Consider the following 14657-nt stretch of genomic DNA (forward strand, 5'->3'; position numbering starts at 1 on the left):
CCCCTCAATAGTCATAAATCTTTATTCTGCTTTGAACCCATTAAAATTATTCATAGCACTCTTAGCATCTTCTTTTATAATGTTCTCTACAGCTTTAGTCGATGCCTCTAAAACCTTCTTTAGCTTTTGCATATCCTCATCTTTAAATTTCCCTAAAACGTGTGATACCAAATCATGTTCTGGTTTTCCAACACCTATTTTTACGCGTGGAAAAACTTCAGTAGCTAAACAAGATATGAGACTCTTAATTCCGTTATGTCCACCTGCACTACCCTTTTCTCTTATTCTCATTTTGCCTACTTCTAAACTTATATCATCATAAAGTATGATAATATTTTCATTAGGTATATTATAATAATTAGCAAACTGCACAACACTTTCTCCACTTAAATTCATGTATGTTGTTGGTTTTAATAAAATAACCTTTTCGTTTGCTATTCTAGTCTCGCCATAAACTCCTTTAAATTTTACCCTCTCAATAGATGTATTATACATTTCCGCCATAATATCTACAGCATCAAATCCTATATTATGCCTTGTGTTTTTATATTCATCCCCAGGATTTCCAAGTCCAACTACTAAGTACATCTCTACCTCCAATTATTTTATCTAATAAGTTTAAACCTCAAATATAAAATAAATTTATTACACGATGATAGTCTAATAATGTCATTAATTTTCATTAATATCCCTATAAATTTTATTTTTTATTTAATCAAATATAATTATACTATTATATTATACTTACTTATCTTAGAAATTTAAATATATATTATGATTTTAAGGTTATGTACATAATGCTCCTTTTAAAATCATCCTTCAATCCACATCTAGTATTATACTGTTTTGTTTATTTATTCCTAAGAAACACAAACTTATTATAAACTTTTTTAAAGAAAATTACTACTTTCATATTTAAAATAAGGATTTAAATTATATATTTAACTTAAACTCATAAAAAAAATGACTACTTATAGTAGCCATCTAAAACTCTCTTATATATTTTAACACATTTAAATATTTTATGAAGTACTTCTTACCTCATTATACTATACTTGTAATTGTTTTCTTTAATTAGCTATAATCCATTTAATATTAATTACTTCTCCAGCTCTCCATACCTTGCATTCTATCATATCACTAGAATTTTTCTCTTTAACTATAGATGCTAAATCATCCACATTATCAATAACTTGATTATCCACAGATATAATTATATCTGTTGGTTTAAATCCTATCTCATCAATATCTCCAACTTGCAAGTCCTTACGATTTACCACTTCTTGAATATAAGCTCCCTTTACTCCATTTGGACCTCTTGGTTTAGCATTTTTAGCAACTATACCTAAGGAATTCTTAAGTATATGCTGATTTTCTATAATATCATCTGCAATCTTTTTTATGTCATTACTAGCAATTGCAATATTAAAGTCCACCTCTTCTTTGCTATCACCAAGATTTATGCCTATTATTTCAGCATTCTTATTGCTTACTATTTCGCAGCCTAAATCTTCATCAATATGATTTTTAACTTTCAAAATATTGTATACTTTATTTTCAGTTTTATCATCTGCCTTAGTGGTAAATACCTTATTATTCTTAGATACTATCTCCGCTGAACATATATTAAGTTTATTTCGATTTCTTTCATTGCTACTAAAATAAATTATCTCATCGCCTTCTTTAACTCCATTGGAGTCTCCAAAAATCATAGATGTCAAATCCTCACTATTAACCTTAAGCATAGCTATATTAGATGCATCATCTATACCAAGAATATTTGCTTTAATATTACGTCCATCATTTGTCGTTATTAATGTTTCATTTTTATCTGATATCATATTTTTATTAGCAATTACATATCCATCACTAGAATAAACTATTCCTATTGAAGTCTTAACACCATTTTTGACTAAGACCGTTCCCTTTTGAACATTTTCCACCACATTTACAAGCTTACCATTGTATTTTTCACTATATTTATTATTATAATCGGAATCTATATCCTCTTTATATAGCTGTTCTTTTAAATTATACTCCTTAGACATTAAAAAAAATATACTAACACCTGAAGTTGAAATTAGTAAAACTAACGCTACTGCTTTCCCGATGAATCTTAGTCTTCGCCTACCTCTATTAATTCTAAATTGTATCTTGCTCTGATCTTCAGGTTCATTATATCGTTTAGGTATATCTATTTTCTTAGCATTTTTTCTATGAACCATAAACACCCTTCCTAACTCAATAAAATAAATTCAAATCAGACTCAACAGATTGCACAATTGAGTCCAATTTAAATAATCAAAGTTACTAGCACTATATTACTTAACTGTTTTTAATGTAAAGTTAAAGCAAACACCGTTATCTTTATTATTCACCCAGATATCTTCACCAAACTGTGTTATTATTTCACGTACTATAGGTAATCCAAGTCCTGTACTAACCTTTGAAGTCCTTGATTTATCTGCTTTATAAAATCTCTCCCATATATGCTTTATATCTTCATCCTTAATAGGCTCACCATCATTATAAATGGACACCAAGACTTTCTTACCCTTGGTTTTAACATTCACCTTTACATTTCCACCATCCGAAGCATATTTTATAGCATTATCAACCAAGTTAACTAGGACCTGTATAAGTTTATCTCTATCTGCCATAACATTAAGCTTTTCTTTCTCAAAGAAAACATTTATCTTAAGATTTCTCTCCGATATTTTAGTTTCAAATTTAAGAACTGTAATTCTAATAAGTTCATTTATATCTAGTTCCTCATACTTTAGACTTTGTTTTCCAGATTCTAAGGCTGATAAATCAAGGAGATTATTTACTAATCTAGTTAATCTATTAGTTTCCTCATATGCCATGGATAAGTATTGATGCTGCTTATTTTCTGGAATAACCCCATCTATTACAGCTCCTATAAATCCTTTAATGGATGTTATCGGTGATCTTATTTCATGAGATACATCTGATATAAATCTTCTTCTATTATTTTCATTTTTCTCTAAGAAATCAGCCATATAGTTAAAACTATGAGCAAGTTCTCCTATCTCATCATCGCTTTCAATTTCCACTCTTCTATCTACTTCTCCGATAGCTATTCTCTTAGCAATACTAGTTATTTTATCCAAAGGATCTATTATATATCTTTGGCTAAACCAGTATAAAATTACAGACCATAAAGCTATTAGTAATAAGGCTGAAATCCATATTACTTTGTATATAGTTTTAAGTGGCTGAATAATTTGATCCACAGAAATATTAGCAACCATAACCCCTACAAAATCATTGTAATAAGTTTTGGCCGGAACCGCTATTGTATAAACAGGCTTTTTATACATATCTTCATAATAACCCTTATACTCAAGCGCCTCACCTCTTTTTAATTTCTCAAGGTCTTCTCCCATCACTTGCTGTCCAATATACTTAACTTGATTATAGTTAGAAGTTGTGTATAGATATCCTGCTTTATCTAAAACCCAAATATCTGCATTTAAATACTTAGCTACAAACTCTATAGAAGACTCTAAATTGTCTAAGGTTATATCATTGTATGAATGCCTTATAACTAAGTCATTAACTATCTTTAACTGTTCTACTACACTTTCCTTCTTATCTTTCATCATATAGTTATCAAACCAAAATGACATTATAGTTGAACCTATAATAAAACTAATAGAGATAGTTATAATAGATGTGGCAATCATCTTGTTGAATAAACCCTTTTGCTTCATCTATCTCACCTCAAACTTGTACCCAACACCCCATACAGTTTCTATTTGCCAAGACATAGTTCCTTGAAGCTTTTCTCTTAACCTCTTAATGTGAACGTCTACAGTTCTTGAATCTCCTGGATAATCATATCCCCAAACTTCACATAATAATTGCTCTCTAGTAAATACCTTGTTTTTATTACTTGCTAAATAATGTAGTAATTCAAATTCCTTTGGTGGCATTTTTATTTCTTTACCTTTATAAATTACATTATAAGAAGCAATCTCTATAACTAAATCCTCAAATGTTAAAGTTTCTCTATTTGTATTGTCTGCATTGTATCTTCTCAAAACAGCCTTTACTCTTGCTGTAAGTTCTTTAGGTTCAAAAGGCTTAACCATATAGTCATCAGCACCTAATTCTAAACCTAATACCTTATCAAAGGTATCACCCTTAGCAGTTAATAATATAACTGGAACCTCTGAATCTCTTCTTATTTGTTTTAAAACATCAATTCCATCCATATAAGGAAGCATAACATCTAATATAATTAAGTTTGGTTTATATGAACTAAACTTTTCTAAAGCATCTTTACCATCATGAGCTAACATAGTATCATAACCCAAATTTTGTAGATATATCTTTATAACTTCACTTATATTTTCGTCATCATCAACTACTAAAACTTTTCCAATTGTACCTTCCATCATAAAATCCTCCTCAAAGTAAGCTTATTACTTTTTAATTTTATTTATCTTGTTTATTATTAATCCACTATGAAACAATATTTATCCATGTAAATTAAATAATGATATTCATCTTTTTTCTTAAATTATTAGCTATTGTTATTCTATAAATCCTAATTAATTATTCTACATTCCTAATAGTAGTTGTATTTATTCTACAATTAATGTTACCTATAAATACAATTAGGATTCTCATTAGAATATATATCAACTTCTAATTTAAAATATTTTTAAAGTTAGATTATATATAATTTATCACATTTTAATTTATAAACCTTAATTATGTCTCAAATGTTACAAATTATTTACCTACTTTTATTTAATTACATATTTTATTCTTCCAAATATAAGATTTCAAGATAATTTTTTCACTATACTCATTATAACTCTTCATTGTAATTTCAATCTACTAAAAATTTAAAAACCTTAATTAATCTACATAATATTAGATTATTTTATTAGTGAATTATATTTTAAAATAAAAAACAACTAAGAGTTAATAATTATTCTCTTAGTTGTTTAAATTCATATATAAATCTGGTTAGTCTTCCAAATTTATTTTTATATTTAGGTTTATTCAGTAATTATAGTAATCTCAAATATATCAAGGATTATTCTTTAGAAGATATATTTAAAATAACATCTTTAATACTTAGTTTTTATTCAAAGGAACTTTCATCAAATCTAATAAAAAATCCTTGTGGATGGTCACATACTGGGCATTTTAACGGTGCTTCTTCTCCGTTATATATATATCCGCAATTAGTACACATCCATCCTTCCTTTTTCGGTTCTTCTTTAAATAAAGTTCCATTCTCTATTCTGTCAGCATACTTTTTAAATCTATCAGAGTGTATTTTTTCAATGGATGCAATATTATTAAATAAGTCTGATATTTCAGCAAAACCTTCCTCTAATGCTATTTTAGCAAACCCATGATAGATATGTTCATATTCATTATTTTCATGTTTCTGTGCCAATCTCAATAGCTTTAACGTATCACTTTCTACTTCAACCGGATAAGCCGCTTTTATCTCAATATCCTCACCAGAAAACTCCTTTAATCTCTTCATATATTCTTTAGCATGTGCTCTTTCTTGATTAGCAGTATAAAGGAATAAATCTTGTAAAATTGAATATCCTTCTTTTTTAGCAGCTGATGCAGCAAAAGTATATCTGTTTCTCGCTTGACTTTCACCTGCAAATGCTCTCATTAAGTTTTCTTTTGTTTTACTTTTATCAAAATTAGTCATTAATGTTACCTTCCTATCTTTAATTTTTTCAATTATTATAATGTTACTATAATAATTGACAACCTATTTAACTTTTATACACAATAATCCATATTTTATATTTTTTGAATACGCCTTTATACAGTTACTTAGAAAATACTACTCTTATATTATTTTTAAAAAGAATTCTTTTATTTATTTTTAATACATATACTAAATAAAAGATCGAGTAAGAGGTAGATAATTATTTTATCTACCTCTTACACCACCGTGCATACCGTTCGGTACACGGAGGTTCAATAGAATTACCTAAATCTTAAATAGCTTTTGGTTAATGTTATAAACCCTTGTTCTTTTAGGTAGTTATTGAGCTTTGGTTTGTTAGGCAACCTTACCCATAGGCACTGCCTTATATGTGATTTCTATACGTAAGACAAGAGACTTGCCGCCGACTTCCTTAAGATTACGCCCCTGGGCGCACCTAAAATAAGCAGCTGGATAAAACTCCAACTGCTTAAATACTACTCCATATTCTCTTCTAATAAAGATGATGTACAATTAGGACATCTAACTGCATCAATATGAATTTTACTCTTACAATATGTACATTCCTTAGTAGATGGTGCTACCTCTTCTTCCTCTTTTTTAGGTGCAAACTTCTTATTCAAAGAATTAACTATCTTTATAAGACAGAATATTACAAAGGCAGTAATTAAAAAATTAATAATTGCAGTAATGAAATTCCCGTAAAGAAGTATTGGTGCATTTTCTCCTGAACCTAAAGTTAACTTCAAGTTAGAAAAGTCAGTACCACCAAAAATCCCAAGAATCGGTGTCAATATATCCTTATTAAGAGATGTTACAATAGCAGTAAATGCACCTCCTATAATAACCCCAACCGCTAGGTCCATTACGTTTCCTCTCATAATAAATTGTTTAAATTCGCTAATAAATTTCTTCTTTTTGCTCATAATATCCTCCTTTTATAAAATTTAAAAATCTTTATGTATTATTTTATCTCTTATTATTTGCGATTATTATAGCACATAATACTTTTCCAAACTATATATTTCTTATATAAAAAGAGCATTCATCTCCTTAACTTAATTAGTTATTTTGATGAATGCTCTTTTATTATAATTATGTCAATATGAATTAGTCCTCAAATAGCTTACTTACAGATACATCTTCGTATATTCTCTTAATTGCCTCTGCAAAAATAGGCGCTACTGGTAGTACCTTTATTTTCTCTATTAACTTATCTTGTGGTAAATCAATAGTATGTAACATTACTACTTCTTTTAAAACTGAGTTTTCTAATCTCTCAATAGCAGGACCAGATAAAACTCCATGGCTACAACAAGCATAAACTTCCTTAGCTCCTAATTTCATTAAAGCAGCTGCTCCATTCGTTATAGTACCAGCAGTATCAATCATATCATCAATCATGATACAAGTTTTCCCTTTAATGTCTCCTATGATATTCATAACCTCTGACACATTAGCCTTTGGTCTTCTCTTATCAATTATAGCTATAGGTGCATGTAATTTATCAGCAAACTTTCTTGATCTTGTAACACTTCCTAAGTCTGGTGATACTACAACTACATCTTCATTATCCTTGAATCCTAGGTCTATAAAATAGTTAGCTAAGATTGGAACTCCCATTAAATTATCTACAGGAATATTAAAATATCCTTGAATTTGAGCAGCATGTAGATCCATAGTTAACACTCTATCAGCTCCAGCAGCTGTTAAAATGTCAGCAACTAATTTAGCTGTAATTGGATCTCTAGCCTTAGCTTTTCTATCTTGTCTAGCATACCCGTAATATGGGATAACAGCTGTTACTCTACCTGCTGATGCTCTTTTAAAAGCATCTATCATTATTAATAACTCCATTAAGTTGTTATTAACAGGCTCATTAGTAGATTGTATTACAAACACATCCCTACCTCTAACAGTTTCATTGATGTTTACTGAAATTTCACCATCACTGAAAGTTGTTACATTTGCATCACCTAAAGTTACTCCTAAAGTTTCTGCTATGTCTTGTGCTAGCTTCGGATTAGAATTACCCGAAAAAACCTTGATATTTTTTCCATGAACTTGCATCGTGCAGCCCTCCTAAATTATTTTTCTTTCTTTAACCCCTTATTTTTAACCCAATCATTTATGATTGTTTGTCTAGCTCTAGCAACTGCTAATGAATCCTCTGGTACTTCCTTTGTAATAGTAGAGCCTGCTGCTGTGTAAGCATTTTTTCTAACTATTACTGGTGAAACTAAATTTGTATTGCATCCTATAAATGCATTGTCTTCAATAATGGTCTTGTGCTTTTCTTTTCCATCATAGTTTACGACAACAGTTCCACATCCGAAATTACATCCACTTCCAACTTCAGCATCCCCAATGTAAGTTAAGTGTGATACCTTAGTTCCATCTCCAATAGTAGATTTCTTTATTTCAACAAAATCTCCAATTTTAACTTTTTTACCTATACTTGAATTTGGTCTTATATATGCAAATGGTCCAACTGTAGTATTTTCCCCAACCTTGCTTTCTAAAATAACAGCGTTATCTACTGTAACACCAGCTTCGATTATGCTATCCTTAATTCTTGAGTTAGGTAATAACATACAACCTTCTTTAATTACTGTCTTGCCTTCTAAAATATTTCCTGGGTATATTATTGTGTCACTTCCAATTTCAACATCTACTCCTATATAAGTATTATTAGGATCGATTATAGTAACACCATTTTCCATATGTTGTTTATTGATTCTTTGTTTCATAAGCATTTCTGCATGCGCTAATTCTACTCTAGAGTTAACAGCAGTTATTTCACTAACTGGTACTGTAAATGCTCCAACTTTTAATCCTTTTGACTTTAAAATCTCTATAACATCTGTTAGATAGTATTCACCTTGAGCATTATTGTTATTTAATGAACTTAAATTCTCTAATAACACTTTTATATCAAAACAATACATTCCTGAATTGATTTCTTTCACTTTAACTTCTTCTTCATTACAATCTTTAAACTCTACAATTTTCTCTACTTCATTTGAAGAGTTTCTAATTATTCTACCATATTTAGCTGGATCATCAATTATTGATGTTATTACTGTAGCCTTGTAATTTCCATCTTCATGAAAACTGTAAAGCTTTTCTACCATTTCTTTTGTGATTAATGGTCCATCTCCAACGAAAACAGCAACAGTTCCATCCTTATCTTTCAAAAAATCCTCAGCACAAATGACTGCATGCCCTGTACCTAGCTGTTTGTCTTGGAATGCATAATTAACATTTCTATCTTCAGTTGCTTTTTTAACTTTCTCTGCACCTTTTCCAATTACCACTGTTACTTCTTCAATACCAGTAGATTTTATATTATCAATAACATGATTTATCATTTCTTTACCACAAACTTTGTGAGTAACCTTTGGCATATCTGATTTCATTCTTTTTCCTTCACCAGCAGCCAATATAATAGCACTTTTAAACAAATTGAACACCCCAATTACTTTTTAATTTATAATTAGTACTCATAATACATTTAATCCTATTAATTATTATATTTTATACTATGTATATTTGCAATATAATGAGCCGTTTTCTTTCGTTTTTTATATTTATTTTAAAAAATTCTTTCATATTAATGTATATTGAAGAAGAAATTTCGTCTTTATCTTTAGTTTGTCTTTAAATATATTTCAGCAAAAACAATATTATTCAGAATTTTAAGAACTAACCGAAAAATAAAATAAGGAAGCCGGAGCTTCCTTATTTTTTAACATTTCAATACTTTATTCATTTACAATAGAAGTATGTTCTTGCTCTGATACAACCTTTGCATATTCACCTAATATAGCTTGTTGAATTCTTTCTCTTGTATCAGTATTAATTGGATGCGTGATGTCTTTAAATTCTCCTGATGGTGTCTTTCTACTTGGCATTGCTATAAATAATCCGTCTTTTCCTTCTATAACTTTTATATCATGAACTACGAATTCATCATCAAAAGTTACAGATACTATAGCACGCATTTTTGTTTCTTCCGATATCTTTCTTACTCTAACATCTGTAATTTGCATTTGGGCACCTCCGAATATAAAAGATAAATCCGTCCTTAATAAAACTAAAAAACTTAGTGTAACTTACTATTTCTTCCTCATTATATTAAGTCCTTCTTTTTTGATATGAAAATATTTTTTTCAATACTTATTGAAGTATTTTCCATGAAATTAGAATTTTGTATCTTTCCGTTTGTAAAGTTTTTACATTGTTCAAGCTAATATTATCAAATTTTGTTACTTTTGTAAAGAAGTATTATATATTTTAACAAATTAATACTTATTTATTTGTTTTTCAAATTATATAGACATATAATCTTTTTATTATTATTTTATTTATTTTTATAAAATATTGGATTTTATTGTAAATCCTCTATTAGTTCGACTTACTTTAGGTATTATTTTTGAATTTAACTTATTAATTATATATTTTTCTTAAATTTACTGTAGAAAAATATTTTTTCTTGCTATGATTAATCAAATACTCATATTTATTTTTTTATTTTAGGCTTATTTAGATTGGCTTATTTTTTTGTCTAATATGTAGGCTTATGAAAACATATATCATAATTTAGAATTATATTTTTTTAAGTATTTAAGAATACTTAACCGATTTGCATAAATTTCAGCTGTGTTTCCTTTATTCTAAATAAATTTCCACCTTGCTATGTCGAATGACTTTATTGATATATTTTATTTTCTTATTTTTTAAATCTCACCTTCCCACATTCTATAATCGTTCTATTATAAAACATAATAAAACTCTAACTAAGACCAAGCCCAGCTAGAGTTTTGTTGCGTTTTATTTAATATAATCACGTTCTATTTGCTTCACTATACAATTAATAACTTTTATAAGTTAGATGGACTTAATATAGCTCCACCATTTTCGTCTATTCCATTAAACTGAAGTAATGACATATACTCATTAAATAACTTTCTAGGTGTATCTGCATCATCTATTAATACGCCTATTCCAACTAACTCACATTCAAATTCATGAAGTAAGTTTCTTATACCTGAAGCTGTTCCTCCACCCTTCATAAAATCATCGATAAATAAACATTTACTACCTTTATTTATTGACTTTCTAGCAAGGGACATAGTCTGTATCTTTTTGCTTGAGCCTGAAACATAATTTATACTTACAGTTGGTCCTTCTGTAACCTTAGGGTCTCTTCTTACTATAATTAATTTAACTCCTAGTATTTTTGCAACTTCATAAGCTAAAGGAATACCCTTAGTTTCTATAGTTACAACATAATCAACTTCTAAAGAATTGAATTTAGATGCTAATATGCTTCCTGCTTGAGTTATTACATTAGGATCAGATAATATATCCGTTATATAAATAAAATCTCCTGGAACTACTCTATCCTTTCCCATTAAAACATTACACAATCCGTCTACAAACTCAGATGTTTGCTCCTTAGAAACCTCCGAAATAAACTTAACTCCACCAGCTGCTCCAGATATAGTCTCTATCTTCCCCATAGAAAGCCTAGATAAACTCTCTCTTACAATAACTATATCTTCACTTATAGTTGATTTTGCTGCATTAAGTAATTCTGTAAATCTATTTAAATTTATTATCTTATTTGGATTCTCTACAAGAACTTTTGTTATAGCCGCTATTCTCTGATTTCTATTAAACTTTTGCTCCATTTTTTCTCTCCTAAAACAATTTCACGAATTTTATACCAATTTATTTAATCTATTATTCATAGTTTAATATTTACTTTCTTTTATTGTCAATATTATAACGAATATTTCTTTATAAATATATTCGTTTTTTTAAAACTCAATCTTACTTCACATAAAATTTCAAGTTAAATCTTGTATAAATGGAAATTAAGTATATTTAATCTTTTAATTTCCTTAAACCCTTCTTATACTTTCCTATTTATTTTATATTTGTAATTCTACCCAAATTTATTTATGTATAACCTTTTATAAAAAGATTTTTATTTTTTAATTCAATAACCTAATTTTAATATTCATACTTTACTCTTACTCTATGTTTTAAACAAATATCATTTTAGAATCCTCAAACTCATTTTTATCAAAATAGTTCTTACTTATTCTATGTAAAAACCTATATATATTTATATTGTCCTATTATTTCACTAGCCTTATTTAATCTTATAGTTTTTCTCATTCTAGATTTATCTAAAAGTTTCTAATCCACATGCTTTAATCTCTAAATAACCTCATTTCCACATTATAGGCTTATCTAAAAGTAATACTATATTATCTACTTTCTTCTTATTATTAAAAGTCATAGCATTTAAATGCTTTACTGTAACTTCATTAATTATCACCTTACAATTAAGCATAGTATATCTACTCTAATTCTCTAAATTTTTACCACGACTGTATTGACTTTTCTTCATATTGTATATAATTATATTATAACTTTATGATTTTACATTATTTATAGAAGATATTCATTAACGTGCATATATTAATATATAACTTTTAATACTGATAGAGCTTTATTTACAATATTTAAAGTTTCTATTATTATATGTATGATTTATGGAAGGTTGGTTTAGTCTTAGAAAAAATCTAAGTTTCTTTAACTTTAGATTTTTTAGACTTAAGCTTATAAATTAAGTTTATTTGTATTGTAATAAAAAGTCTTCACCCTATTTTATCACTAATTTAAAGTATTAGCTAAAGCTTTAAGTTAGGAAAACATACTTAAAAGCTTTAATAAAACTTATGTATATTAAGTCCTACTATTAAAACTACATTATAAAATAGTAGTTTATTTCAGCTTTTAATACAATTACAAAGCTATGAAGGTTATTTAATACAATATTTAATTCTTAATTTTATAAATTTCAAATAATTTTAAGGAGTGTACTATATGTCATTTAATTTTATAGAAGATAAAAATAAAAAAGTCCACTTTATAGGTATAGGTGGAGTAAGTATGAGTGGGCTTGCTGAAATATTACTTGAAAATGGATATAAGGTTTCCGGTTCTGATAGAGCTGCATCCCCTATGACTGAAAAGCTTAAAAATTTAGGAGCAACTATTTATATAGGGCAAAGTGCTGAAAATATAAAAGATGCTGACATAGTAGTTTACACAGCTGCTATAGCTGAAGATGACCCTGAGCTTATGAAGGCTAGAGAATTAAATTTAATTTTATTAACAAGAGCCGAGTTCCTTGGCAAGATAATGCAAGGACATAAATACAATATCTCTGTTTCAGGAACTCATGGTAAAACTACTACAACATCAATGTTAGCTCATGTTTTACTTGAAGAGAATGTAGACCCTACAATATTAGTTGGTGGAAAGCTTGATTCTATAAGCGGAAATGTTCGCGTTGGTCATAGTGATTACTTCCTAACTGAAGGCTGTGAGTATAAGGAATCTTTCTTGAACTTCTTCCCTCACATTGGAATAATTCTAAACATTGATGAAGATCATTTAGATTACTACAAAGATATAAACCATATAAAACAAGCTTTTAGTAAATTTATTGATACCATAGATGAGGATGGTTATTTAATAGCTAATATTGAAGATGAAAATATGCTTGAGATTTTAGGTACACCTAAGTGCAATGTGCTTACTTTTGGACTAAACCACGGTATGGTTCAAGCTAAAAATATAAGCTTTAATGAACATGGTTGTGGAAACTTTGATGTTTATAAAGATGGTGCTTTCTTATTCCATGTATCTTTAAATGTACCTGGAAAGCATAATGTTCTTAACTCACTATCTGCCATCTGTACTGGCTTAGCTTTAAACTTAAGTAATGATGCTATAGTTAATGGTCTTTTAAGCTTTAGTGGAACTCATAGAAGATTTGAACGTAAGGGTGTTAAAAATAATATAACTATAATAGATGACTATGCTCATCATCCTACAGAAATAAAGGCCGCTTTAGACACTATATCAAAGTATCCTCATAAAAAAATTTTTACACTATTCCAACCACATACTTATACAAGAACTTTAACTTTATTTGATGAGTTTGTTGCTTGTTTCACTGGAGTAGATAATTTAATTTTACTAGATATATATGCAGCTCGTGAAAAAGATAATGGAGTTGTAAGTTCAACTATGCTAGGCGATAAGCTTAGAGAGCTTGGTACAAACTGCTTAAACATTCATGATTTTAAAGAAGCTGTAGCATATTTAAAAGAAAATGCTTCTGAAGGAGATATTATATTTACAGTAGGAGCAGGAGATGTTTATACAATAGGTGAGGATTTCTTAAAAGCTTAATATTATAATATATTTAAAAAAGTAACAGTTACTTATAATACTTAGAGTAACCGTTACTTTTTTAAGTATATAGTTATTCTAAGTATTGGCTTTACTAAGGAAAGAGATTCTTTCAATTTTAATTCCATCATAAATCAAACACAGAATAAACATCTTATTTCAACTAATTATATAACCACCTATCAATTTTACCTTACCTTGTTTCTATAAATAACTAATAGTTATTTTATTATTATACAAATTTTTTATTATTTTCTTTTTAATTTACTGTAAAATACAATTATCTTTATTTTTATTACATTTAAATACATTTTATGTATTTAAATGTATTTATTATTTATTTTTTTATTCAATACTCAAATGCCATTCTATTAGTTTCCTCTATCGAAAATTTATTTCTTTAGTTTTCACTCTATACAAATGGCTTGATTTCAACATCTGTACTTTTTTTACATATCCTGAGGTTACATTTTATCTTTTCTTATTGTTTTTTACACTTTTTTACTATGTTTACTTTTTATTTAACTATTGTTATAATTCTCATGAAAATACAATTAAGTTATCACTTTAAAGTATTGCAAAATATTAATCTGTATACTTAGCTATTTTCACTATAATAAATATTATTTAAATTAAA

General features: G+C 27.9%; 12 protein-coding genes. 1 reads left to right on the forward strand and 11 read right to left on the reverse strand.

Annotated elements, in window-relative coordinates; all coding sequences use genetic code 11:
• Positions 1 to 21 precede the first annotated feature (21 nt).
• The 11 genes from pth to BUA48_RS15955 form a co-directional block, all read right to left on the reverse strand.
• The gene (pth, locus tag BUA48_RS13260; protein ID WP_072832548.1) at positions 22 to 588 is read right to left on the reverse strand and encodes an aminoacyl-tRNA hydrolase; all 567 of its coding nucleotides are present in this window, start codon (positions 586 to 588) and stop codon (positions 22 to 24) included.
• Positions 589 to 1070: 482 nt separating this feature from the next.
• Positions 1071 to 2225, reverse strand: coding sequence for a S1C family serine protease (locus tag BUA48_RS13265; protein WP_072832549.1), 1155 nt, complete (start codon positions 2223 to 2225; stop codon positions 1071 to 1073).
• A gap of 96 nt (positions 2226 to 2321) precedes the next feature.
• Positions 2322 to 3737, reverse strand: a complete 1416-nt coding sequence (locus BUA48_RS13270; protein ID WP_072832550.1) for a sensor histidine kinase — start codon at positions 3735 to 3737, stop codon at positions 2322 to 2324.
• On the reverse strand, positions 3738 to 4424 hold the full coding sequence (locus BUA48_RS13275; protein ID WP_084666354.1) for a response regulator transcription factor: 687 nt from the start codon (positions 4422 to 4424) through the stop codon (positions 3738 to 3740).
• Between the two features lie 698 nt (positions 4425 to 5122).
• Positions 5123 to 5716 carry a rubrerythrin gene (gene rbr, locus BUA48_RS13280; protein WP_072832552.1) on the reverse strand — a complete coding sequence of 198 codons (594 nt, stop codon included), beginning with the start codon at positions 5714 to 5716 and terminating at the stop codon, positions 5123 to 5125.
• Between the two features lie 500 nt (positions 5717 to 6216).
• Positions 6217 to 6666, reverse strand: coding sequence for a large conductance mechanosensitive channel protein MscL (gene mscL / locus BUA48_RS13285; RefSeq protein ID WP_072832553.1), 450 nt, complete (start codon positions 6664 to 6666; stop codon positions 6217 to 6219).
• Between the two features lie 184 nt (positions 6667 to 6850).
• A complete protein-coding gene (locus BUA48_RS13290; protein WP_072832554.1) occupies positions 6851 to 7810 on the reverse strand; it encodes a ribose-phosphate diphosphokinase in 960 nt (319 codons plus the stop codon).
• 17 nt (positions 7811 to 7827) lie between these two features.
• Positions 7828 to 9204 (reverse strand): bifunctional UDP-N-acetylglucosamine diphosphorylase/glucosamine-1-phosphate N-acetyltransferase GlmU, encoded by a 1377-nt coding sequence (gene glmU / locus BUA48_RS13295; protein ID WP_072832555.1) that lies wholly within the window; start codon positions 9202 to 9204, stop codon positions 7828 to 7830.
• A gap of 300 nt (positions 9205 to 9504) precedes the next feature.
• Positions 9505 to 9792 carry a septation regulator SpoVG gene (gene spoVG, locus BUA48_RS13300; protein WP_072832556.1) on the reverse strand — a complete coding sequence of 96 codons (288 nt, stop codon included), beginning with the start codon at positions 9790 to 9792 and terminating at the stop codon, positions 9505 to 9507.
• An 831-nt stretch (positions 9793 to 10623) separates the two neighbouring features.
• Complete coding sequence (purR, locus tag BUA48_RS13305) at positions 10624 to 11436, reverse strand: pur operon repressor (protein WP_072832557.1); 813 nt, start codon at positions 11434 to 11436, stop codon at positions 10624 to 10626.
• A gap of 545 nt (positions 11437 to 11981) precedes the next feature.
• Positions 11982 to 12107, reverse strand: coding sequence for a hypothetical protein (locus BUA48_RS15955; protein WP_278336847.1), 126 nt, complete (start codon positions 12105 to 12107; stop codon positions 11982 to 11984).
• Positions 12108 to 12643: 536 nt separating this feature from the next.
• Here BUA48_RS15955 and murC point away from each other — a divergent pair.
• Positions 12644 to 14020, forward strand: coding sequence for a UDP-N-acetylmuramate--L-alanine ligase (gene murC / locus BUA48_RS13310; protein WP_072832558.1), 1377 nt, complete (start codon positions 12644 to 12646; stop codon positions 14018 to 14020).
• Positions 14021 to 14657: the final 637 nt, after the last annotated feature.

It is taken from the genome of Clostridium collagenovorans DSM 3089 (genome assembly GCF_900130005.1).
Taxonomy (GTDB): Bacteria; Bacillota; Clostridia; order Clostridiales; family Clostridiaceae; genus Clostridium_D; species Clostridium_D collagenovorans.